Genomic DNA, 22,498 nt, shown 5'->3' with positions numbered 1-22,498 from the left:
GCCGACTCTCCGGCCGGCCCGCCCGGGCCGGCCGGGGCCGCGGGCGGGCGAACCCGCTCAGGCCGAGGTCGGCATCCACACGCGCATGGCGGTGCCGCCGTCATACTCCGCGAACGGACGGAGCTCGACCACGGTCTCCGCGGATGCTGCGCGATCCGCGTCCCGCGCATACAGCGGATGCCGGTCGGCCTGCGACCGGTGAGCGGCGACCGCGAGCCGCGGGCCGAGCGCCCCTCGCCCCTCGACGTCGGCGGCCGTGTGAGTCTCGTCCCGGTCTGCCGGCGTCAGCGCATCCGCACCCGTGGACAGCGCATCCGCATCCACGATCAGGTCGTCGACCTCGCCGACCGCGCAGTAGACGACCGGGCCGCGCCGCACGGCGACGGTGCCTCGTACGGCGTCGATGCGAGGGTGCGGGCGGATGACGTCGACCTCCACCGGCAGCTGCAGTTCGATGCGGGCGCCGTCGCGCAGTGCGTCGTCGACGGTGATCCACCCGGCCTCGATGACGGCATCGACCGTCTCGCCGTCACGCCGCAGCGTGACGGCGCGTCCGGCCACCCATTCCGGCACGCGCAGCGCCAGGCGACGGCATCCCTCGGCGGCGTCTCCCTCGACGCGGATGCCGACGAGGCCGTCAGCCGGGTACGCCGTGTCGATCGTCACGGTCGCGCCGTGCGCCTGCAGGGTCGCCGAGGCGTAGAGCACGACGTCGAGGCCGTCGGGGCGTTCCGCGGCGATGTGGTTCTCGAGGGCGGCGAACGTCCGCATCAGGTTGGGCGGGCAGCACGCGCAGCTGAACCAGCGCCGGCGCGAGGCGGGCGCATCGCCACCGTAGGGACGCTCGTCGCGCACCTGCAGCGGGTTGACGTAGGTGAACGAGTCGCCGTGGGTCGAGATGCCCGCGGCGACGACGTTGTAGAGAGCGGTCTCGGCGACATCCATGCACGCGGCGTCTCCGGTCGCGAGGTACATCCGCCATGCCCAGCCGAACAGGGCGACGCCCGCGCACGTCTCGGCATAGGCGCGATCCGGCGGCAGCTCGAAGGCCTCGCCGAAGGCCTCGTCCTCGTGGCGGGCACCGGTGCCGCCGGTGAGGTACATGCGACGGGAGACGAGGTCGTTCCACTGGGTGTGCATGACGTCGAGTGCCGCGACGTCGCCCGTCTCGAGGTAGAGGTCGGTGATGCCCTGATTCAGGTAGAGCGCGCGCACCGCATGGCCCCGCATCCGGGTCGCCCGCAGAGCAGGCTGCTCGTCCTGGTAGTACGCGGCGCCGAAGGTCACCCCGCCGAGGAACCCGGCGCCGCGGCGGCGGACGAACGCCGACGCCAGGTCGAGTGCCGCCGGGGAGCCCGTCGTGCGATGCAGCTCGACGAGCGCCGTCTCGATGAGCGGATGTCCGCAGTACTCGACCGCATCCTCGGCGCCCAGGCGTGCGACGACGTGCTCGACGAAGCGCTCCGCGACCCGCAGCAGGCGGTCGTCGCCGATCGCGCGGTGCGCGCCGACCGCGGCCTGGATCAGGTGGCCGAGGCAGTACAGCTCGTGCCCCTGAGCGAAGTCCGACCAGGGCGACCGGTCATCGCGACGCAGGTAGGCCGAGTCGAGATATCCGTCGGGCTGCTGGGCGCGCTCGATGAGGGCGACGGTGCGGTCGAAGAAGGCCCGAAGGTCCGCATCTTCCCCGCGCCCGAGCTCCCATGCGGCGGCTTCGAGGGTCTTGTAGATGTCGGAATCGGCGAACAGCATCCCGCGGAACTCGGTATCCGATTCGCCGGTGAGGCGCCGCACGTTGTCGAGGGTGCCGTACTCCTCGAGCATTCGGATCCCGTGCGGCAGGGTGACCCTCCTGTTGCGCTCATGCCAGCCGTGCAGCAGGCCACGCTCGATCCGCGGGGCGGACGACAGCGGCCGTCGTGCTCCGTATGCGGTGGTGCCCACGGGCGCGGGAGCGGTGACGCGGGTCTCAGTCATGGGGCGACTCTTCTCCGAGATGCCCGGCGGCACCTCTTCCGTGGGTGCAATTGTACTTGTACCCGCGTTCGCAACGCCAGGGTCGCCGGAAGCATTTGGCGGATGGAACGGCCCCTTCGAACCCGCTCTCAAGATCCCCGCATCCGTGGGCTTGTCGGCCGGCGCGACGCGCTGCGCGCTCCTCCCGCGCGTTCAGTGATCAGACGAGCGTCTCCGCGGCGCCGCACTCCGCGGAGGTTCTGCCCGCAGGTGTCCGCTGACCTGCGTCATCACCCGCGCCAGCATCTCCACATCCTCCGCGCTGAGCGACTCGAACAGATGCGTCTTCACCGCCTCGATGTGCCCCGGGAAGACCTTCGCGAGCACCTCGCGCCCGGAGTCGGTGAGAGTCACGATCGTGCTGCGCTCGTCCTCGGGTGACGGCTGGCGCGTGACGAGCCCGCGCTCTTCCAGGGATTGCGCCTGATACGTCAGGCCGCTCCGGCTGTACACGACGCCGTCGGCGAGGTCGGTCATCCGCTGCGACCCACCCGGGGCGTCGCCGAGTCGCGCGAGCAGCTGGAACTGCACGTAGCTGAGCTTGCCGACATCGCGCAGCTGCTTCTCGACCGCATGCCGCAGCAGGCTGCTCACCTCGGTGAAGGCGAAGTAGGCAGCGAGCTCGGTCGGGGAGAGCTGAGGGGGGCGAGTGCTCATGGATCCAGTATATCTGTTGCTTCGAATTCGAAGCAGTGCTACGGTTCACATATTGCTTCGAATTCGAAGCATCGGATGAGAGGAAAGATCATGAAGGCAGTACGGTTCCACGAAGTGGGCGGCCCCGAGGTTCTGCAGTACGAAGAGATCGATCAGCCCGCGCCGGGCACCGGCGAGGTGCGGCTGCGTGTCGCGGCATCCGCGTTCAATGCCGCCGACAACGGCATGCGCGCCGGGTTCTTGCCGATCCCTGTGGTGCTCCCGCACGTCCCGGGCTACGACGTCTCCGGAACGGTCGACGCCGTGGGGGAGGGAGTCGAGGGCGTCGCCATCGGCGACGCGGTGATCGGGTTCCTGCCGATGACCGCGGATGGCGGAGCGGCGGAGTACGTCATCGCCCCGGCAGATGCTCTCGTCGCAGCACCGACCAGCGTGCCGCTCGCGGACGCGGCAGCCCTTCCCTCGGTCGCGCTGACGGCGCGTCAGGCGCTCTTCGACGACGGCGGCCTCGCGGCGGGGCAGCGAGTGCTCATCGTCGGTGCTGGCGGAGTCGTCGGCAAGTACGCGATCGCTCTGGCGAAGCGTGCGGGTGCGTATGTCATCGCGACGGCAAGCCCGCGAAGTGCGGATGCCGTGCGCGCGGCGGGCGCTGACGAGATCATCGATCACACGGAGGCCGGCCTCCTGGATGCTGTCTCCGAGCAGGTCGACCTGCTGCTGAACCTGGCTCCCCTCGAGCCGCACGAGTTCACCTCGCTCGTCGCGCTCGTGCGCGACGGAGGAAGGGTCGTGAGCACCACGGCCTGGATGCCGGCGCCGGATGACGCCGACCGCGGCGTGCGCTCGGTGGTCGTGTTCGTGCAGAGCGACGCGGGGAAGCTGCGTGAGCTGGTCGCGCTGGTCGATGGTGGAGTGCTGACGCTCGAGGTCACGCGCCGCATCCCGTTGACCGAGCTTCCGGCGCTGCACGCGGAGGCGGCGGAGGGGCGGATCGCGGGCAAGGTCATCGTCATCCCGTGATGCGCGAAGAGCGCGGGCCGGTGCGGGGATCCACCCGGGTGGGTTCCCTACCGGCGCGCTCGTCGCTCGTCGCTAGGGTGGACGAAACACCATGACCGGAGGGGGATCACGATGTCATCCGAAGCAACCGCCACTTTCCACTCTCGCGCCGATGCGCCGACCACCGCAGCCGTCATTCTGAAGGTTCTCGCCGAGAACAAGGCCACGGTTCTGGGGCAGGCGCCGGACGGCAGCACTGTCGACTTCCAGACCAAGAAGACGATGTTCAACTGGGAGCTTCTCGGCCGCGCGGTCACTGTCTCCGCGCCAGCCGGGTCCGACGTGCACCTGTCGCTGGACGTGCATCGCAACCGACCTGCTGCGCTGATGGACGGCATGAAGAACAAGAAGGCACTCGACAAGCTCGTCGGGCAGCTTCAGGCCGCCCTTCCCTGATCGGGGAGCGGGCGTGTCATTCCACTCGGCTTCGCCGTGGCGCCCGACGAGCGGATCCGCGTACGTTCAGATGCAGGGGGAGTCGGCTACGCGAACCCGCCGCTGAGCCGCCCGCGCATCCGCTGACTGCTGTCGTTCATCCCGACGATCTCGACCGTCTTCCCGAGCGCGTCGTACTTCGTCTCGATCGCATCGAGAGCGGCGACGGTAGACGCATCCCAGATGTGCGATCCGGTCAGGTCGATGACCACGCGCTCCGGATCCTCGGGGTACTCGAAGAGGGTGGTCAGGTCGTTGCTCGACGCGAAGAACAGCTCGCCGGTCACGGTGTAGGTGACGGCGTCGCCTGCGGGGGAAAGCGTCCGCGAGACCGACACGAAATGCGCCACCCGACGCACGAACAGCACCGACGCGACCAGCACGCCGCCGACGACGCCGACCGCGAGGTTGTGCGTGATCAGCACCAGCACGACGGTCGCGACCATCACGAACGTCTCGCTCTTCGGCATCCGCTTCAGGGTCGAGGGTATGACCGAGTGCCAGTCGAAGGCTCCGATCGCGACCATGATCATCACGGCGACGAGGGCCGCCATGGGGATCGTGCCGACGAAGTCGCCGAACACGACGACGAGCAGGAACAGGAAGATCCCGGCGCAGAAGGTCGAGATGCGGGTGCGGGCGCCGGATGCCTTGACGCCGATCATGGTCTGGCCGATCACCGCGCATCCGCCCATGCCGCCGAAGATCCCCGAGAGCATGTTCGCCACGCCCTGAGCCCACGATTCGCGCGTCTTGTTGGAGTGGGTGTCGGTGATCTCGTCAACGAGCTTGGCCGTGAGCAGCGACTCCATGAGCCCCACCAGCGCGACTCCCAATGCGAAAGGAGCGATGATCGTGAACGTCTCCCAGGTGAGCGGCACGTTCGGGATGAACAGCGACGGCAGGCTCCGCGGCAGCTCGCCCTGATCGCCGACGGTCGGAACGGTGAGCCCCATCACCAGCACGACTGCGGTCACGATGATCACCGACACGAGTGGTGCAGGGACGATCTTGGTGATCTTCGGCATCACGATCATGACGACGATTCCGAGCGCGACCAGCGGGTAGACGAGCCACGGCACGTCGATCAGCTGCGGGAACTGCGAGCTGAACACGAAGATCGCCAGCGCGTTCACGAACCCGACCATGACGCTGCGGGGGATGAACCGCATGAGCTTCGCGACGCCGAGCACCCCGAGGACCACCTGGAAGATGCCCGCGAGGATGACGGTCGCGATGAAGTAGTCCATGCCGTAGGTCGGCGCGACGGGGGCGATCACGAGCGCGACGGCCCCGGTCGCCGCGGTGACCATCGCGGGGCGGCCGCCGAGGAACGCGATCGAGACGGCCATGATGAACGACGAGAACAGCCCGACCTTCGGGTCGACGCCCGCGATCACCGAGAACGCGATCGCCTCGGGGATCAGCGCTAGCCCCACCACGAGACCCGCGAGCACCTCGCGGGTCAGCATCCGCGGGTTCCTCAGGGCCTGCAGAACAGTAGGATTCGCCCGATAGCGGGCACGATCGTCGACCGCGAGTGCAGACATGGGGGATGCTCCAGAGAAGATGCCCGGGGATGGGGCAGAACACTCAAGGGTACGGCGGATGCCGTCGATCCGCGCTTCTCTCCTCCACAGCTGACGCTCGAAGCGGGTTCTGAACAGAACCTGCGGTGAGGCTCCCGGAGTGTCGGGTCGGCTCAATAGCCTCGCTCGCATGAGCATCCAGATCCCTGTTCGTGTCACCTCATTCATGTGCGTCGAATTCACGTCGGCCGATCATCCGGAGTTCGATCGAGCGATCACCCTGCCCCAGACCGCGCCGATGGAGTGGATCATCGACGCCTACCTCCTGAGCATCGGGCGGGAGCCGCTGGAGAACCCCGACGTCGACGATGATCCCGACGAGCACGACGAGCGCCCGCGCCCGGATGCCGAGACCTTCGCCGGATGGCGCAGGGCGATGCCCACGTTCGACCATCGGCCGGAGGTCATCGTGCGCACGGTGGATGCTCCGCCGCTCGGTGCACCGTTGGTCGCGGCGAGTGCGTCGACACCATCACCGGCAACGGAGGGGGATTGGCGGACGCAGACGGCCCCGTTCCGAGAGGACGACGTGAACCGCGAACTGATGCGTCGACACGGTGTGGTGATGCCCTTCTTCACCGACCGCGACATGAGAGATGTCGATCCCCGCATCCGACGTTCCTCGCGAATCGCCACGCTTCTCAGCGCGCTGACCCCCGCCCGACGCCTGGCTCTGCTCGCACACATCGATGCGGTCGGTCTGCTGCGCGAGACCGCACCCGACCGCGCGTCCGTAGAGACGGCCGTCGCTCCGATCGCGGGACTGCTGCGGCAGCTGGGGGGAAAGGGCGCCGCTCAGGACCCGGGCACCGGATGGATCTCGGCCGCGGATGCGGAACGTCTCATCCGATCATTGGGATGGGGTGGTAGCCCGAACGAGATCCACGCCCGCGGTGGTGCCCTGGTCGCGTTCGCTCGGCGAGCCAAGCTGATCCGACGGCTGAAGGGTCGCATCGTCGCGACAGCCCACGCCAAGAGACTCGTTCAACCCGCACGGGGCACACTCGCGGCGCTGGGGCGGATGATCGGCGCGTCGACTCGCGAGCGCTACGGCATGCCGCTGCCGCGTCGCGATGCCGAAGGAGCACTCGCGCTCCTCGCGATCGCCGATGGAACTGCGCACCATCTCGAGGAGCTCGCCGACCAGGTCGCGGAGGGGGCAGTCCTTTTCGATGACACCGATTCGATCTTCGCCAGTGACCGATTCGACAGCATCCTCGCCTCCGGCATCACGCACCGCGTGGGCGACAAGAGCGAGGAGATCGCGCGGCTCACGGAAGACTTCGCGTCGCTCTCGGCGCCGAAGCAGTTCGGCGTCGTCACCCCGGCAATGCGCGAAGTCGCTCGCTGCGCACTCGTGTGACCAATGCGCACGCGGATCACTATGACAAGAGTGACGGTCTTTCTAAGTTATTCGTGCGCAGAGAAGGATGCAGCGATCTGTGCACTCTGCTCCCAGATTTTGCGCACACCCCGTCGCAGGCGGATACTCATGGCATCCGCGCCGAGCGTCTCGGCCGGGCAATCGACATGCACAGCACCCCTGCCCTCGCTCCTCACACGACCATCGCCATCGTCGGCGCCGGCCGTCTCGGCGGCGTACTCGCCCGGGCCCTGCGTGCGGCGGGGTTCGTCGTTCTCGGGCCTCTCAGTCGCGACGACCGGATGCCGGATGCCGATATCGCGCTGCTCTGCGTTCCCGACTCCGCGATCGGGGCAGTGGCGTTCGCTGCTCGTCCTCATGCGCGGTTCGTCGGTCACGTATCGGGTGCGACGCCGCTCGCCGACGTCGACTTCAGCCTCCACCCGCTGCAGACCTTCACCGGCACCGAGACGCCCGAGGTCTTCCGCGCAATCGGTGCGGCCGTCGACGGCCGCACCCCCGAGGCGCTCGCGGTCGCCGAGCAGCTCGCGCGGGCGCTCGGTGCGAATCCTTTCCGCGTCGACGACGCCCACCGCGCGGAGTATCACGCGGCCGCATCCTTCGCCTCGAACTTCGTGCTCACGGTGCTCGACACAGCCGAGAAACTCGCCGCTCCCGCGGGCGTGGATCGCGCACACCTCGCACCCCTCGTGCAGCAGACGGTCGACAACTGGGCGGCATCCGGGGCGGCATCCGCTCTCACCGGACCCATCGCGCGCGGTGACGACGCCACCGTGGCGCGGCAGCGCACAGCATCCGCCGACTACGCCGACCTCTTCGACGCACTCGCCACCGCCACCCGCGCGGTCGCTGACAGAAAGCTCCGGTCATGAGAATCCTCCGTACGATCGCCGAGGTGCGTGCCGCGGTGCGCGATGCCCGCAGCGTTGGCAGGACCATCGGCCTCGTCCCGACCATGGGCGCCTTCCACGAGGGGCACCTCTCGCTCATGCGGGCGGCGCGAGAGCAGAACGACCTCGTCGTGGTCTCACTGTTCGTCAACCCGACGCAGTTCGCCGCGAACGAAGACCTCAGCACTTACCCGCGCGACGAGTCCCGTGACGCCGTCCTCGCAGAGTCCGAGGGCGTCGACATCCTGTTCGCACCCGAGCCTGCCGAGATCTACCCCGACGGCTTCGCCACCACCGTCCACGTCGCGGGCATCACCGAGGTGCTCGACGGTGCGAGTCGCGGACCCCACCACTTCGACGGCGTCGCCACCGTCGTCACCAAGCTGTTCGGCATCGTGCGGCCCGACGTCGCCTACTTCGGTCAGAAGGATGCGCAGCAGGTGCTCGTCGTCCGCCGGGTCGTGCGCGATCTGAACCTCGACGTGCGCATCGAGGCGTGCCCCATCGTGCGCGAATCCGACGGCCTCGCCATGAGCTCGCGCAACGTCTACCTCGACGCGGATGCTCGCGTCCAGGCGACTGCGCTCGGCCGCGCGCTCGACGCGGCGGAGTCGGCGCACACGTCGGGCGGCAGCATCCTGTCTGCGGCTCGGGCTGTTCTCGACGAGGCGGGGATCGCCGTCGAGTACCTGGAGCTCCGGGATGCCGAGACGCTGCAGCCCGTGACGGCCGTCGATCGCGACGCGCTGCTGCTGGTCGCCGCCCGCGTCGGCGCCGCCCGGCTGATCGACAACCACCTGCTGGAAGGGGGCACCGCATGAGCGCCCACGCCGCTCCGACGAAGCGCCTGACCCTGCGCGATCTCGACGCGAAGAAGCACTCCGCTGAGCCGATCGTCATGGTCACCGCCTACGACTTCCCGAGCGCGCAGATCGTCGAGGAGGCAGGTGTCGACCTGGTGCTCGTGGGCGACTCTGCCGCGATGACCGTGCTCGGGTACGACAGCACCGTGCCCGTCACGACCGACGAGATGCTCATGCTCACGAAGGCGGTGCGGCGCGGACTCGAGAAGCCGCTGCTCGTCGGAGACCTGCCATTCGGATCGTATGAGGCGTCGGACGAGCTCGCCCTCGCCACCGCACAGCGCTTCATCAAGGAGGCGGGCGTCGATCTCATCAAGATCGAGCGAGGCGGCACCACGGTCGACCGAGCCCGCGCACTCGTAAATGCCGGCATCCCCGTCGTGGGTCATGTCGGGCTCACGCCGCAGACCGCGATCTCGCTCGGCGGATACCGCGCCCAGGGGCGCACAGCCGAGGCGGCTCTCGCCGTGATCGACGATGCGCTCGCGCTGCAGGATGCCGGAGTCTCGGTGCTCGTCATCGAGGCCGTGCCGTCTGAGGTCACCGCTGCGCTCGCGCCCCTGCTGCGCATTCCGCTGATCGGCATCGGAGCCGGAGCGGATGCCGACGGCCAGGTGCTCGTCTTCCACGACCTGCTCGGCATCTACGCAGGCGGTGCGGCGAAGTTCGTCAAGCGCTACGCCGACGTGCGGGGCGTGTCGGTGGCGGGAGTCGCTGCGTACGCCGAGGAGGTGCGCGGCGGAGTGTATCCGGGGGTCGAACACGGGTATGCGATGCCCGAGAGCGAGGCCGCGCGACTGCGGGAACTGCTCGCCGCGCGCTAGGCGTGGCATCCGGGCAGCTGCCCGCATCTCACGCATCCGCATCCTCGCCCGCGTCGCCTCCTCAGGCCTCCCAGCGCAGGATGTCGCCGGGCTGGCATTCCAGCACCTCGCACAGGGCGTCGAGGGTCGAGAAGCGCACGGCCTTGGCCCTTCCGTTCTTCAGCACTGCCAGGTTCGTCGGCGTGATGCCGATGCGCTCGGCCAGCTCGCCGACGCCCATCTTGCGTCGCGCCAGCATCACGTCGATGTCGACGACGACGGGCATCAGATCACCTCGTTGTCGAGCTCGGATCTCAGCGCCTGCGCCTCGACGTCGCGGTCGATCGCCTGCCGCAGCAGCGCCTTCATGACGACGACCAGCAGTGCGATGCCCGCGAGCACCACACCGCCGCCGCCGATGAGCGCGATGAGGCCCGGTGCCGCCGAGCCCGGAGCGAGGATCGCCGCGAGGGTCCACATGAGCGCGGCGGCGACCAGGATCGCGCCGATGATCACGTCGATATAGCGGAAGGACGAAGTAGAGAAGATCGATCCGCGCTTCACCTTCGTGAGCAGCATCCACACGCAGACGCCGAAGACCTGCAGGGTGCCGACACCGAGAACGACGATCGACACGAAGGCGATCCGTCCCCACAGCTCGCCGTCGCCCAGGTCGAGCCACAGCAGGGGCACGATCAGCGCCTGCACGGCCACGGACCCGATCAGCGCCACCGCGATCACGACCTGCAGCACGACGATCGTCGACTTCGCCATGACTCCTCCTCTCATCGAACAACAGTAGAAATCTATTGTTAATCGTTCGATCGAGCAAGAGGCGCGCCTCGAGGATGCCGAGGGGCCGAGGCCGTCTACTCCGCCCGACGCACCCGCAGCACCAATGCGACCACCGCGAGCGTGATGACCGCGATGCCGTACCCGACGCACACGGTGCCGAGTCCGAAGACTCCGACCAGCAGTCCCGCGACGACCGCCGGCACGCCGAAGGCGAGGTATGCGAGCAGGTAGATCACGGCGAAAGTGTCGGCGCGGTCGGTCGGGGGGATGCGCGGTGCGAGTGAGGCGACGACGCCAGAGAAGGCGGTGCCGAAGCCCATGCCGGTCACAGCGGTCGCGGCGAGGTAGAAGGGGAGCGACCCGGCCGAGAGTGCCCAGAGCGACAGCGACGTGCCGGCCGCGAGGGCCGCGGTGCCGAAGATCACTGAGGTGCGGGGGCGTCGGTTGCGGAAGAAGAATGCGGTGATCGCGCCGATGCCCGCCAGCATTGCGACGGCCAGTCCCTGCCAGACGTGCGCCTCGCCGCCGAGCTGGGTGCGCACGATGTTCGCGCCGAGTGAGAGGAAGAGTCCGCCCGTGGCCCAGCCGGCGATGATCGCGGGGGCTCCGCGCCAGAAGTCCGAGCGGATGCCGGCGGGCACCGACAGCCGGAAGCTCAGCGACGCCAGGGCTCCCGGCCGTAGCGGCGCGGTCTCGGGAGCCAGGAAGAAGAGCGCAGCGAGCACGATATACGCGGCGGTCAGCGGGGCGAAGACGTCGAGCAGCGGCTGTCCGGTCACATCCAGTGCGATGCCCGAGACGAGCGCGCCGAGGGCGAGGCCGATGCCGGGGCTGAGGGCGTTCCACAGGGCGGCGATCCTCGCGCGCCCGCCGGGGGCGAGGTCGAGTGCGGCGGCCGAGAGTGCGGCGATGAGCACGCCACTCGCGGCTCCCTGCAGGATGCGGGCGAGCATGAGCGTCGCGACCGTATCTGCATGCCAGAACAGCACCATGCTCACGGCGAGGACCAGAAGCCCCCCGATGGCGACGGGGCGCCGACCGACGTGGTCGGACAGTGATCCGGCAGTGAGCAGGGCGAGCAGCAGGGCGACAGCGTAGACGGCGAAGACGGCGCTGATGACGATCGCGCCGAACCCGATGTCCGCGGCGAGCACCGGGTAGAAGGGCGACGGGGCGCTCGCGCCCATCATCATGGCGATCTGCGTCACGACGGCCAGTGCGAAGCCGAAGCGCGGGCGACGAAGCGCGGGCGCCGTTGCGGTCGTGGCGATCGGTGACGTGATGGTCATGGGTGCTCCCGCGGCTATAAGTTCGAGAATCATCGAACTATCGGAGCGTACTCGCCTTGCGGTGATAGTTCAACTATTCTCGAACCATGCCTGGCGAACTCCCGCACCCTGAGCGATCCGAGATCCAGCTCACCGACGTGCTCTTCGCCCTCAGCGACCCTGAGCGTCTGGCGATCGCGCGTCAGCTCGCCGACGGACCCCTCGACATGGCGGAGTGCCACGCGACCGACCCGAACCTCCCGAAGTCCACCAAGTCGCACTTCATGAAGGTGCTGCGTGAAGCGGGCGTGATCCGCAACGAGCCCAACGGAAGACGGCGGATGCTGACGCTGCGGCGCGACGATCTCGACGAGCTGTTCCCCGGCCTGTTGGAGTCTGTGCTGCGGTCGTAGAGCGCCGGCGCGACCGGTCTGCATCATGTCGTAGTTTCACGCTCCAGTCGCAGCGATCTGTGCGAAGCATGCGCCGCGACCGCGATTCTGCGACCCCGTGCAGGCCCCGCACGCCCGGGAGCAGATTCGAACTCGACAATTCAGCGGAAGTACGACGCCCCGTTGAGGTCGAGCACGGTGCCCGACGCCCACACCGCGGCGGGCGAGGTGAGATAGGCGACGGCATCCGCCACCTCTTCCGGCGTGCCCACGCGCCCGAACGGACTCTGGCCGCGGATGCTGTCGCCCTGCTCTCCCTCGAGCTTCGCCGCCTGGCGCTCGGTCGCCACCATGCCCGGGGCCACCGAGGTGACCGAGATGCCGTGGGGAGCGAGGGCCAGCGCCATCGACTGCCCGAACGCCTGCAATCCCGCCTTGGTCGCGGCGTATGCCGGGTGGTCGGCCTCTCCGCGGAATGCGCCTCGCGAGCCGACGTTCACGATCGCTCCGCCCGCCCGGCGCGAGATCATGTGCTGCGCGACCAGCATCGTCACGTTCGACGCGCCGAGCAGGTTGACCGAGACCATGGCCGACCATACCGCCTGCCACTCGCCGTACGACGTCGAATCGACGCGGTGTTCATTCGCCTCGCTCGGTGCGACAGCTGCGTTGTTCACCAGGATGTCGAGCGACCCCAGGGCGGTGACGGCCTCCTCGACCACGCGCTGCGCCTCGGCAGGGTCGCCGAGGTCGCCGCCGACGATCGCGTGTCCTGAGCCCTCGAGCGACGCGAGCGTCTCGTCGGCAGCCACTCGATCACGGCCGTAGTGCACGACCACGCGATCGCCGCGCCGAGCGAACGCCTGGGCCACCGCGCGGCCGATGCCCCGCGAGCTGCCGGTGATCAGCGCGTGGGCCATGTCAGGATGCGACCTGCGCGCGGCCGACCGCGTGCAGCGCCGGCTCGATCTCGGCCCACACCGCGTCGAGAGAGAGGTGCAGCACGCCGGCGATCGCCGCGATGGTCGAGAAGGCGGGCGTCGCCACGCGACCCGACTCGATCTTGCGCAGAGTCTCGGGCGAGACGCCCGCGTCGAGGGCGACGCTCAGCATCGACCGCTCGCCGCGCGCTCGCCGCAGCAGTGCGCCGAGGCGCTCGCCGCGTTCGACCTCGGCGGGCGTGAGAGGCATCCGAACCATCATGCGCCCATTGTAATCCCGGGATAGTATTACCGGGATAGTTATTGGAGCAACGAAGAGATCGGACGCACGCACCCCATGATCGAGATCCTGAACCGCGACGAACTGGCTCGCGCCAGAGACGCGGGCGCGCTCGTCGGCGGCATCCTCCAGTCGCTGAAGAGGCGCACGAAGGCGGGTGTGAACCTGCTCGACCTCGACCGCTGGACCAAGCAGATGATCGAGGATGCCGGTGCGCAGTCCTGCTATGTCGACTACGCCCCGTCGTTCGGGCGGGGGCCCTTCGGGCACTATGTGTGCACCGCCGTGAACGACGCGGTGCTGCACGGGATGCCGCACGACTACGTCCTCGTCGACGGCGACCTGCTCACCCTCGACCTCGCCGTCACGCTCCGAGGAATGTCGGCGGATGCCGCCATCAGCTTCGTGGTCGGCGACGACGCGGCATCCGCCGACCGCGCCATGATCGATGCGACCGAGCGCGCGCTGTCCGCCGCCATCGCGGCAGCCCGACCCGGTGCGCGCATCGGCGACCTCTCGCACGCGATCGGCACGGTGCTCGGTGACGCGGGCTACCCGATCAACCTCGAGTTCGGCGGCCACGGCATCGGCTCGACGATGCACCAGGATCCGCACGTCGCCAACGACGGACGCCCGGGTCGCGGCTACAGACTGCGCCCTGGCCTGCTGCTCGCGCTGGAGCCGTGGGTGATGGCCGACACCGACCGTCTCGTCATCGACGATGATGGATGGACCCTGCGCAGCGCGACCGGATGCCGCACGGCGCACACCGAGCACACCATCGCCATCACCGACACCGGTGCCGAGGTGCTCACGCTGCCCCGCTGACCCCCGTCACTTCTTGCGGGAAGCGCTCCGCGCCCGCCGCACCGCGCGGCCGGCCAGATCCTTGAGACGACCGCCGGGGTACTGCCGACGCAGCTCGACCGCACCCCCGCGCCCGGCGACGGGAGCGCACGTGCGCCCGGCGAGCAGGGGCGAGCGCCCGGCGGCGGCGAGGGTCGCGGCATCCGCCCGCAGGGGGACGTCGAAGGTCCACCCCGCCCGCCGCACCGTCACGAAGAGCGCGACGCCTCGAGAATCGTCGTCCGGCGGGAAGACCTTGAGGGGATCGATCGCCAGGGTGATCGGCGCCAGGGTGCGCGGCTGCACGCTCGCGATCGACCGCTCGGTCGCGGTGGAGTCGTCGCGCCAGACCAGCTCGACGCGGTCGTTCGACATCTCGCGCGTGGCCTCGAGGAGGCCGGTCGGGAGTGCGTCCATCGCGATGGGCAGCGACGTCATCACGCCCGTTCCCGGCTCGAAGACCAGTGCATCCTGCCCGTCGCGGGTGATCGACACATCGACGGTCAGATACAGCCCGCCGCCCCGCGACCACCGAGCCGACGTCACCACCGCCCGGCAGATGAGCTCGGCCTCGAACCGGGCGAAGGTCAGCAGGTCGGCGCGCCGATCGGCTCGGAGCAGCGCTGCCCGGATGCGGTTCGGGAAGCCGAGGCCTCCGTCGACGCCGGGTCCGAAGCGGCGTCGTGCGAGCGGGATGACGACGTCGAGCAGGCGCTCGCGGTACTCGTCGGGGTAGCGGGCGAACTGCTTTCCCGACACCCGCTTGAGGATCTTGCCGCGGAACCAGTGCCGCAGCAGGCGGTCGCGCAGTCGCCCGGGCTCGGTGTAGCGCTCGACCAGATCGAGCACGGCCTCGAGATGCGGGAAGTAGGTCTCGGGTTCGATCCGCGACGAACTCGCACTGCCCGCGTGCTTGACCCACGCGTAGCAGGGCGGACCGGCGAGGATCGAGATCGTCGACGCCTCGAAGTACGCGCGCATCACGAACAGGTGGTCCTCGAGCCGCACCTTGCCGTCTGGGAACCGGATGCGCTTCTCACGCAGGAACGAGGTGCGGAACATCTTGTGCGGCGTCAGCATCTCGAGCAGCGGATCCTCGCCCAGGCGGGCATGGGGGATGTCGCGGCGGAAGATGCGACTCGGAAGGCGGCGGCCGATGCCGACCTCCTTGCCGACCACCACGTCGGACGCGTGCTCGTCGGCGTAGTCGCAGAGCGCCTCGAGAGCTCCGTCATACAGCCAGTCATCCTGATCGACGAATTGGATGTAGGTGCCGCGCGCATCATCGATGCCGTGATTGCGCGGCGTCCCCGGCCAGCCCGAATGCGGCAGATAGGCCACGCGCACGTAGGAGCGATCACGCGCGATCTCGACCAGTCGGGCGGCTGTCTCCTCGCCGGAGCCGTCGTCGCAGAGCAGCACCTCGAACCGGTCATGAGCGAGGGTCTGCCGATCGAGAGACGCGATGAGCTCGTCGAAAGCCGCTCCCGGACGGAACACGGGAACGACGACGCTCACTCTGATCGATGTGGACGGCGGGGAAACGGCAGGGGAAGACGACATCAACGGCAGTCAAACATCGTCGGCTATGGAACGCACGGGCCTTGCTTTCAGGGAGGGGCCGTGCCATCGCCCCAGAACTCCCACCCCACGTTCAGCCTTAACGATATATCGTTGACTATCGCTCACCATCTCCGGGAGGTCATCATGAACAACGCATTCCCCTCGAACCCGTTCGGCGGATCCGGCTTCGGCTCGGGCCAGGGCGGACCCGCATCCGCGATCTTCGACGCCATGGAGCAGCTGCGCAAGTCCTTCGAGCAGCGCCCCAGCGGCGGCTCGCGCATGGCGAAGGGTGACGTCCGCACCGCGGTGCTGTCGCTGCTCGCCGAGAAGCCGATGCACGGCTACCAGATCATCAACGAGATCGCCGATCGCAGCGGCGGATCGTGGAAGCCGAGCGCAGGCTCGGTCTACCCCACCCTGCAGCTGCTGGCCGACGAGGGCCTGATCGAGGCCGAGGAGCAGAACGGCCGCAAGACCTACTCGCTCACCGAGGCGGGCCGTGCGGTGGCGTCCGAGCACACCGAGACGCGTGCGCCGTGGGAATCGCAGTCGAAGAGCGAGGGGTCGCACGACAACCCCCGCTACAGCGCGCTGCCCAAGGCGGGCGTCGATCTCGCGGCAGCGGCAGCCGCCGTCGGTCGCAGCGGCAGCACCGAGCAGGTGCAGCAGGCGGTCGAGATCCTCGATGAGGCCCGCCGTAGGCTGTACTCGATCCTCGCTCAGGACTGATCGCACACGACCCAGGGACGACACATGACGGATGCTGCGGCGCAGGGCGCCCATCGTGCCCGGTACCGCCGCATCGTGTCGTTCGCGGCGCGCGAGTTCCTCAAGGTCTGGTGGTTCGAGCTCGTCCTGCCTCGGTTCGGCATGAGCTCGATCGCCGAGCGCACGCGCGCCCCGCGGATGCAGCGCTTCGCGAAGCGCTTCCACGTGCTCGCGGTCGACCTCGGCGGCCTCATGATCAAGGTCGGGCAGTTCATGTCGTCGCGCCTCGACGTTCTTCCGCCCGAGATCACGAAAGAGCTCGAGGGCCTGCAGGACGAGGTTCCGGCGGTGTCGTTCGCCGACATCCGCGCGGCCGCGGAGGCCGAGCTGGGCCGTCCGCTCGGTGAGACCTACGCGTGGTTCGACGAGACGCCGGTGGCAGCGGCATCCCTCGGCCAGGCGCACCGCGCCCGCCTTTCGGCCCAGGATGCCCTCGACACCGGTCTCGGAAACGTCGTGGTCAAGGTGCAGCGTCCCGGCATCGACGAGATCGTCGCGGTCGACCTCGCGGCCCTGCGCCGGGTGGCCCGCTGGGCGATGAGGGTGCGCCTGGTCTCCGACCGCGTCGACGCGCCTGGCCTCGTCGAGGAGTTCGCCCAGACCAGCCTCGAAGAGATCGACTATCTGCACGAGGCCGCCAGCGCCGAGCGATTCCGCGAGAACTTCGCGGACGACCCGCGCGTCGACGCCCCCGAGATCGTCTGGGAGCGGTCGACCAGGCGCGTGCTCACGCTCTCGGACGTCACCGCGATCAAGATCAACGACACGGAGGCTCTGCGCGCGGCGGGCATCGATCCGTCGGACGTCGCCGACGTCTTCGCCGAGGTCATGTTCGACCAGGTGTTCACGCACCGCTTCGTGCACGCCGATCCGCACCCCGGCAACATCTTCGTGACGCCGGAGCCGGCATCCACGACCGGTCGGAACTTCCGCCTCACGTTCATCGACTTCGGGATGATGGCCGAGGTGCCCGACAATCTGCGCGACGGCCTGCGCACGCTGCTGATCGCGGTCGCCGGCCGCGACAGCCGAGGACTCGTCACCGCAGCGCAGGAGATCGGCGTGCTGCTGCCGTCGGCCGACACCGCCGAACTCGAACGGGCACTCCGCGCGCTGTTCGCCCGCTTCGGCGGCATGGGCTTCGCCGAGCTCAGCAAGGTCGATCCGCGGGAGTTCACCGACTTCGCCGACGAGTTCGGCGACATGGTGCGCTCTCTTCCTCTGCAGCTGCCCGAGAACATGCTGCTGCTGATCCGCGCGGTGTCGTTGACCTCGGGCATGTGCTCGAGCCTCGACCCCTCGTTCAACGTGTGGGACGCCGCCGAGCCCTACGCCGGGCGGCTGCTGCGCGATGAGTCGGGCAACCTCGTGCAGGACATGGCCCAGCAGGCGATGGAGACGATGGCCGTCACCTATCGGCTGCCCAAGCGCATCGACGCGATCATCACCCGCGTCGACGACGGCAACGTCACGTTCGACACCTCGGCTCTCGAGCGTCGCCTCGATCGACTCGAGGGCATCGCCCGTCGCATCGGATCGGGTGTGCTGTTCGCGGCGATGCTCGTCGGCGGAGCGCTGCTCGTCACGCCGCTGCCGCCGCTCGGCATCACCCTCATCTGCGTCTCGGCGCTGCCCCTGCTGCACTCGGTGTTCGGCGGTCGCCGCTCGCGCTGACGCCCGCCCCCGCCCCAGAATGCCGGCATGGGAGAATGGGTTCTCATGGATACTCCGGACGAGAAGACGCCCACGCGCAACGACCCTCCGAAGCCCTCCACCGCCGCGATCCGGCAGGCCGCGAAGGCCACTGAGGCCGCCCAGAAGATCGTGCGCGACATCTCCGCGGTCCCGCCTCGCGGAGTGCATCCGGCTCTCGTGCCCGGCGTCTCGGTCGAGGAGACCGGACGCACCTACCGCACCGATCCGCTCGTCTTCGGCGTCGCGGTCGCGCTCACCGTCGCCTTCATCGCGTGGGGCGTGTTCGCCGGCGACAACCTCGCGGGCACGACCTCGACCGTGCTCGCCTGGGTCGTCGAGTACTTCGGCTTCTTCTTCACGACGATCGCCACCGTCATCCTGGTCTTCATGCTGTTCGTCGGCTTCAGCCGCTACGGACGCATCCCGCTCGGTCGCGACGACGAAGAGCCCGAGTTCTCGATGTTCTCGTGGATCTCGATGCTCTTCGCCGCCGGAATGGGCATCGGTCTCGTCTTCTGGGGCGCCGCCGAGCCGCTGACCTTCTTCGAGAACCCGCCTCCCGGAACGGTGGAGGCGAACACGCTCGAGGCCATGCACACCGCGCAGGCGCAGGTGCTGTATCACTGGGGTCCGCAGGCGTGGGCGTTCTATGCACTGGTCGGCGGCGCGATCGCGTACGGCGCGTTCCGTCGCGGCCGCACCCCGTTGATCTCGTCGATCTTCGCGCCGCTGCTCGGCGAGGGCCGCACCACCGGACCCCTGGGCCGCACGATCGACATCTTCTCGATCATCGTGACCCTCTTCGGCACGGCCGCATCGCTCGGCCTCGGTGCGCTGCAGATCGGTCATGGCGTCGAGATCGTCAGCGGCATCGGGGAGCTCGGCAATGGCGTGCTCATCGCCGCGATCGCCGTGCTCACCGCGTGCTTCATCGCCTCAGCGGTGTCGGGCGTCTCGAAGGGCATCCGCGCGCTGTCGAACATCAACGCGGTCGTCGCGCTGCTGCTCGCGTTCTTCGTGTTCTTCGTCGGGCCGACGCTGCTCATCCTCAACGTCATCCCCTCGGTGGCCGTGCAGTTCCTCGGAGACCTGCCCGAGATGGTGGCGCGCTCGGCCTCGCAGGGTGACGAGGCGCAGATGTTCCTCTCGAGCTGGACCATCTTCTACTGGGCGTGGTGGATCTCGTGGTCGCCGTTCGTCGGCATGTTCATCGCCAAGATCTCTCGCGGACGCTCGCTGCGTCAGTTCGTCTCGGTCGTCATCGTCGTGCCCGCCGTCATCTCTCTCGTGTGGTTCGCGATCTTCGGAACCACGGCGATCCAGCAGCAGATGGACGGCGCGGGTCTCACGGTCGATCCGCCCGAGGAGGTTCTCTTCGGCGTGCTCGAGAACCTGCCCTTCCCGCTCATCACCAGCATCGTGCTGATCCTGCTGATCTCGATCTTCTTCATCACCGGAGCCGACTCGGCCTCGCTCGTGATGGGAACCCTGTCGCAGCAGGGTCGGCCCGAGCCCTCGCGCTGGGTCGCTGTCGTGTGGGGCGTCCTGGTCGGCGTGATCGCGGCGGTGCTGCTCGTCACCGGCGAGGAGGGCAGCGGTCTGAAGTCCCTGCAGAACGTCACGATCATCGCGGCGCTGCCGTTCGCGATGATCATGGCGTTCATGATGGTCGCGTTCATGAAGGACCTACGGCGCGACCCCATGATCCTGCGAGAGCGCTACGCGCGCATGGCCGTGCGGCACAGTGTCATGGCCGGGCTCGAAGAGTACGGCGACGACTTCGCCCTCGTGCCGGTCGAGTACGACCACTCCGAAGACGACCTGGCCTGGATCGACGAGGCCGACGTCGACGACAGCCTCGCCGAGGTCTACGCGACCGCGACCGAGGCGATCGACATCATCCCGGATGCCGGGGCGGATGCGGACGCGAGAGCGGATGCGGGTGGAGGGGCCGACCCGGATGCCGGCGCTGATCCCGCGGTCGACCCCGGTGCTGACCCGTCCGGCCTCGCCGAGCAGACTGCGGAGTCCGACGACCGCCGCTGACCTCGGTGCCGGCCGGTGCCGGCCTTCAGGCCGTCGCGGGAACCGTCTCGCCCGGCGCCACGGTCTCGACCGGCACGGATGCCGCGTCGGTGATCCGTGCGGCCATGCCCGCGAAGATGAACCCGTGGAACGGCAGCACGGCGAGCCAGTACAGGCGCCCGAGCAGGCCTCGAGGGAAGAACACGGCTCGCTGTTCGTAGCGTGCGCCGTCGGCGTCGGGCAGCGCCCGGAGTTCGAGCCACGCCTCCCCGGGCACCTTCATCTCGGCCCTCAGGCGCAGCAGTCCGCCGCTCGCCGGGGACGAGTCGGTCGCGCGCCCCGGCTCTTCGACGGCTTCGACCCGCCAGAAGTCGATCGCGTCGCCCACCCGCGCTTCGGCCTTGCTGCGTCGACCGCGGCGCAGTCCCACGCCGCCCACGAGCCGGTCCATCCACCCGCGCACGGCCCAGAGGAATCGCGAGGAGTACCAGCCGTTCGATCCGCCGATGCCGATGATGACCCGCCACAGGGCGTCGACCGGCGCCTTCGTGCGCAGTGCTCGCGCATCGGTGAAGACGGTCCGTCCGGCCCAGTCCGGGTCGCTCGGCAGCGGGTCGCTCGGAGCGCCCGAGACCTCGGCATCCTGCCAGCTCGTCTCGATCGTGTCGGCGTCGACGCGGCCCAGCGCCATCGACACGGCGGTGCGATACGGCGTGAGTCCGCCGTCGGGCCGGGGGATGAGATCGTCGATCGCGCGGCCCTTGACGATGCACTCGTTCTGCAGCGACGCGACGAGCGGGCGCGCGATGGATCGCGGAACGGGGGTCACCAGATTCACCCAGTGCGAGGCGAGGCCGGGAGTCAGCACGGGCAGCGCGGCGATCGCGCGCTGGCGCAGGCCGGCCTCGAGGGCGTAGCCGTTCATCATCTGTCCGTAGCGCAGCACATCGGGCCCGCCGATGTCGGCAGCACGGTTGACGCTGTCGTCGACCCGTGCGGCGCCCAGCAGGTAGTGCAGCACATCGCGCACCGCGATCGGCTGGATGCGGTTGCGCACCCACTTCGGGGCCGGCATATACGGCAGCACATCGGTGAGGTGCCGGATCATCTCGAACGACGCCGAACCCGAGCCGATCACGACTCCCGCCTGCAGCACGAGGGTGGGCACGCCCGATTCGAGGAAGATCTCGCCCACGCGCACGCGGGATCGCAGGTGAGGCGACAGCTTCGCGTCATCCGGATGCAGGCCGCCGAGATACACGATCCTGCGCACGCCGGCCTTCGCGGCGGCATCCGCCACCGTCGTCGCCGCGAGCTCGTCGCTCTCTTCGAATCCCTTGCCCGCGGTCATGGAGTGGATCAGGTAGTAGACGACGTCGACGTCGTCCATGGCCTCGGCCACGGCGTCCGCATCGTCTGCCGAGCCCTCGACGATCTCGCAGTCGGCACCCCAGGGGAAGGATGCCGCGCGCGCCGCGTCGCGGGCCAGTACGCGCACCCGGTAGCCGGCGTTCAGCAGTCGAGGCGTCAGCCGTCCGCCGATGTAGCCGGTGGCGCCGAGGACGAGAGCGCGAGGTGCGGTGCCGTCTTCTCGGGGGAGGGCGCGCAAGGCCTCTTCGTGCCCCGTGGGCTGGGTGAGCTCCGTCATGACTTGAGCGTAGGCGGAATGCCTGAATATTTCGCTAGGGTGACAATTCACTAGTTCACCTAGTAACCTTTGTCGCGAGGAAGGTGATCATGTCCAGAGCAACGAGTTCCCCCAGCCGCGTCTCCCCAGATCTTCACGACGCATCGTCGGCGCTCTCGACGGCGGTCAGCCTCGCACCGCTCCCCGCCAGCGAGGCTGTGGGGCGCGTGACCGGTATCGGCCGCGCGCCCCTGACCGCGCCCCGCCCCGACGTGTGGCGGGCGGCCGGGATCGTCGGATCCGTCGCCGTGATCGCCGCCGCGACGCTGCCTCTCGTAGCCGCGGCTCTCGCCATCCCGCTCTGAGCGCGCAGCCATCCAGCCACCACAGACCACCGCTGATAAGAGAAAGGATCCCCCATGGGACTCGATGACAAGATCAAGAACGCCGCACAGGACCTCACCGGCAAGGCGAAGGAAGCCGCCGGCAAGGCGACCGACAACGAGAAGCTCGAGGCGGAAGGCCGCGCCGACCAGGCGAAGGCCGACGTCAAGAAGGCCGGCGAGAACGTCAAGGACGCTTTCAACAGCTGACACGAG

The 22,498-nt window shown here is 68.9% G+C and carries 23 protein-coding genes; 13 read left to right on the top strand and 10 right to left on the bottom strand.

What is annotated here, in order from left to right:
• Positions 1 to 57: 57 nt before the first annotated feature.
• Both AB0N61_RS15555 and AB0N61_RS15550 read right to left on the bottom strand, forming a co-directional pair.
• A complete protein-coding gene (locus AB0N61_RS15555; protein ID WP_363365249.1) occupies positions 58 to 1,977 on the bottom strand; it encodes a beta-L-arabinofuranosidase domain-containing protein in 1,920 nt (639 codons plus the stop codon).
• Positions 1,978 to 2,169: 192 nt separating this feature from the next.
• Entirely contained in the window at positions 2,170 to 2,673 is a 504-nt protein-coding gene (locus AB0N61_RS15550) for a MarR family transcriptional regulator (protein ID WP_363365248.1), read from the bottom strand.
• 90 nt (positions 2,674 to 2,763) lie between these two features.
• Here AB0N61_RS15550 and AB0N61_RS15545 point away from each other — a divergent pair, with 90 nt between their 5' ends.
• On the top strand, positions 2,764 to 3,693 hold the full coding sequence (locus tag AB0N61_RS15545) for an NADP-dependent oxidoreductase (RefSeq protein WP_363365247.1): 930 nt from the start codon (positions 2,764 to 2,766) through the stop codon (positions 3,691 to 3,693).
• Positions 3,694 to 3,804: 111 nt separating this feature from the next.
• Positions 3,805 to 4,128, top strand: a complete 324-nt coding sequence (locus AB0N61_RS15540) for a hypothetical protein (RefSeq protein WP_363365246.1) — start codon at positions 3,805 to 3,807, stop codon at positions 4,126 to 4,128.
• Between the two features lie 86 nt (positions 4,129 to 4,214).
• Here AB0N61_RS15540 and AB0N61_RS15535 read toward each other — a convergent pair whose 3' ends face one another.
• Entirely contained in the window at positions 4,215 to 5,717 is a 1,503-nt protein-coding gene (locus tag AB0N61_RS15535; protein WP_363365244.1) for a SulP family inorganic anion transporter, read from the bottom strand.
• Between the two features lie 169 nt (positions 5,718 to 5,886).
• On the opposite strand from AB0N61_RS15535, the gene AB0N61_RS15530 reads away from it, so the two are divergent.
• The 4 genes from AB0N61_RS15530 (at position 5,887) to panB (ending at position 9,717) form a co-directional block, all read left to right on the top strand.
• On the top strand, positions 5,887 to 7,119 hold the full coding sequence (locus AB0N61_RS15530; RefSeq protein ID WP_363365243.1) for a hypothetical protein: 1,233 nt from the start codon (positions 5,887 to 5,889) through the stop codon (positions 7,117 to 7,119).
• Between the two features lie 167 nt (positions 7,120 to 7,286).
• Positions 7,287 to 8,012: a DUF2520 domain-containing protein gene (locus tag AB0N61_RS15525; RefSeq protein ID WP_363365242.1), complete on the top strand. Its 726-nt coding sequence runs from the start codon at positions 7,287 to 7,289 to the stop codon at positions 8,010 to 8,012.
• Positions 8,009 to 8,851 carry a pantoate--beta-alanine ligase gene (gene panC / locus AB0N61_RS15520; RefSeq protein ID WP_363365241.1) on the top strand — a complete coding sequence of 281 codons (843 nt, stop codon included), beginning with the start codon at positions 8,009 to 8,011 and terminating at the stop codon, positions 8,849 to 8,851. Before AB0N61_RS15525 ends, panC begins: the two co-directional genes overlap by 4 nt.
• Positions 8,848 to 9,717, top strand: coding sequence for a 3-methyl-2-oxobutanoate hydroxymethyltransferase (gene panB, locus AB0N61_RS15515; RefSeq protein ID WP_363365240.1), 870 nt, complete (start codon positions 8,848 to 8,850; stop codon positions 9,715 to 9,717). The genes panC and panB overlap by 4 nt, the downstream gene beginning before the upstream one ends.
• 61 nt (positions 9,718 to 9,778) lie before the next feature.
• On the opposite strand, the gene AB0N61_RS15510 is transcribed toward panB, so the two are convergent.
• The 3 genes from AB0N61_RS15510 to AB0N61_RS15500 form a co-directional block, all read right to left on the bottom strand.
• The gene (locus AB0N61_RS15510) at positions 9,779 to 9,982 is read right to left on the bottom strand and encodes a helix-turn-helix transcriptional regulator (protein ID WP_167947090.1); all 204 of its coding nucleotides are present in this window, start codon (positions 9,980 to 9,982) and stop codon (positions 9,779 to 9,781) included.
• On the bottom strand, positions 9,982 to 10,470 hold the full coding sequence (locus tag AB0N61_RS15505) for a DUF2975 domain-containing protein (RefSeq protein WP_363365239.1): 489 nt from the start codon (positions 10,468 to 10,470) through the stop codon (positions 9,982 to 9,984). The genes AB0N61_RS15510 and AB0N61_RS15505 overlap by 1 nt, the downstream gene beginning before the upstream one ends.
• A gap of 95 nt (positions 10,471 to 10,565) precedes the next feature.
• Positions 10,566 to 11,780 (bottom strand): MFS transporter, encoded by a 1,215-nt coding sequence (locus AB0N61_RS15500; RefSeq protein WP_363365238.1) that lies wholly within the window; start codon positions 11,778 to 11,780, stop codon positions 10,566 to 10,568.
• Positions 11,781 to 11,866: 86 nt separating this feature from the next.
• Here AB0N61_RS15500 and AB0N61_RS15495 point away from each other — a divergent pair, with 86 nt between their 5' ends.
• Positions 11,867 to 12,172: a helix-turn-helix transcriptional regulator gene (locus AB0N61_RS15495; RefSeq protein WP_167947084.1), complete on the top strand. Its 306-nt coding sequence runs from the start codon at positions 11,867 to 11,869 to the stop codon at positions 12,170 to 12,172.
• Between the two features lie 140 nt (positions 12,173 to 12,312).
• Here AB0N61_RS15495 and AB0N61_RS15490 read toward each other — a convergent pair whose 3' ends face one another.
• Positions 12,313 to 13,071 carry an SDR family oxidoreductase gene (locus AB0N61_RS15490; RefSeq protein WP_363365237.1) on the bottom strand — a complete coding sequence of 253 codons (759 nt, stop codon included), beginning with the start codon at positions 13,069 to 13,071 and terminating at the stop codon, positions 12,313 to 12,315.
• A 1-nt stretch (position 13,072) separates the two neighbouring features.
• The gene (locus AB0N61_RS15485) at positions 13,073 to 13,351 is read right to left on the bottom strand and encodes a helix-turn-helix transcriptional regulator (protein ID WP_363365398.1); all 279 of its coding nucleotides are present in this window, start codon (positions 13,349 to 13,351) and stop codon (positions 13,073 to 13,075) included.
• Positions 13,352 to 13,429: 78 nt separating this feature from the next.
• Here AB0N61_RS15485 and map point away from each other — a divergent pair, with 78 nt between their 5' ends.
• Positions 13,430 to 14,200, top strand: coding sequence for a type I methionyl aminopeptidase (gene map / locus AB0N61_RS15480; protein WP_363365236.1), 771 nt, complete (start codon positions 13,430 to 13,432; stop codon positions 14,198 to 14,200).
• A gap of 6 nt (positions 14,201 to 14,206) precedes the next feature.
• Here the strand turns inward: map and AB0N61_RS15475 are convergent, their stop codons facing one another.
• Positions 14,207 to 15,736, bottom strand: coding sequence for a glycosyltransferase family A protein (locus tag AB0N61_RS15475; RefSeq protein ID WP_363365235.1), 1,530 nt, complete (start codon positions 15,734 to 15,736; stop codon positions 14,207 to 14,209).
• Positions 15,737 to 15,925: 189 nt separating this feature from the next.
• On the opposite strand from AB0N61_RS15475, the gene AB0N61_RS15470 reads away from it, so the two are divergent.
• From AB0N61_RS15470 to AB0N61_RS15460, 3 genes are read left to right on the top strand one after another with little or no spacing between them, the layout of a single operon-like run.
• Entirely contained in the window at positions 15,926 to 16,513 is a 588-nt protein-coding gene (locus tag AB0N61_RS15470) for a PadR family transcriptional regulator (protein ID WP_167947078.1), read from the top strand.
• A gap of 24 nt (positions 16,514 to 16,537) precedes the next feature.
• Complete coding sequence (locus AB0N61_RS15465; RefSeq protein ID WP_363365234.1) at positions 16,538 to 18,226, top strand: AarF/UbiB family protein; 1,689 nt, start codon at positions 16,538 to 16,540, stop codon at positions 18,224 to 18,226.
• A gap of 45 nt (positions 18,227 to 18,271) precedes the next feature.
• Entirely contained in the window at positions 18,272 to 20,293 is a 2,022-nt protein-coding gene (locus tag AB0N61_RS15460) for a BCCT family transporter (RefSeq protein WP_363365233.1), read from the top strand.
• Between the two features lie 25 nt (positions 20,294 to 20,318).
• Here the strand turns inward: AB0N61_RS15460 and AB0N61_RS15455 are convergent, their stop codons facing one another.
• On the bottom strand, positions 20,319 to 21,920 hold the full coding sequence (locus AB0N61_RS15455; protein WP_363365232.1) for an SDR family oxidoreductase: 1,602 nt from the start codon (positions 21,918 to 21,920) through the stop codon (positions 20,319 to 20,321).
• Positions 21,921 to 22,009: 89 nt separating this feature from the next.
• Here AB0N61_RS15455 and AB0N61_RS15450 point away from each other — a divergent pair, with 89 nt between their 5' ends.
• Positions 22,010 to 22,264: a hypothetical protein gene (locus AB0N61_RS15450; protein WP_363365231.1), complete on the top strand. Its 255-nt coding sequence runs from the start codon at positions 22,010 to 22,012 to the stop codon at positions 22,262 to 22,264.
• A 54-nt stretch (positions 22,265 to 22,318) separates the two neighbouring features.
• Positions 22,319 to 22,492: a CsbD family protein gene (locus AB0N61_RS15445; RefSeq protein WP_363365230.1), complete on the top strand. Its 174-nt coding sequence runs from the start codon at positions 22,319 to 22,321 to the stop codon at positions 22,490 to 22,492.
• The last annotated feature ends 6 nt before the right edge of the window (positions 22,493 to 22,498 follow it).

It is taken from the genome of Microbacterium sp. NPDC089320 (assembly GCF_040684875.1).
In the GTDB taxonomy this organism is placed as follows: domain Bacteria; phylum Actinomycetota; class Actinomycetes; order Actinomycetales; family Microbacteriaceae; genus Microbacterium.
Note: the sequence above shows the minus strand (reverse complement) of the source record. Positions and strands in the feature narration are given on the sequence as shown.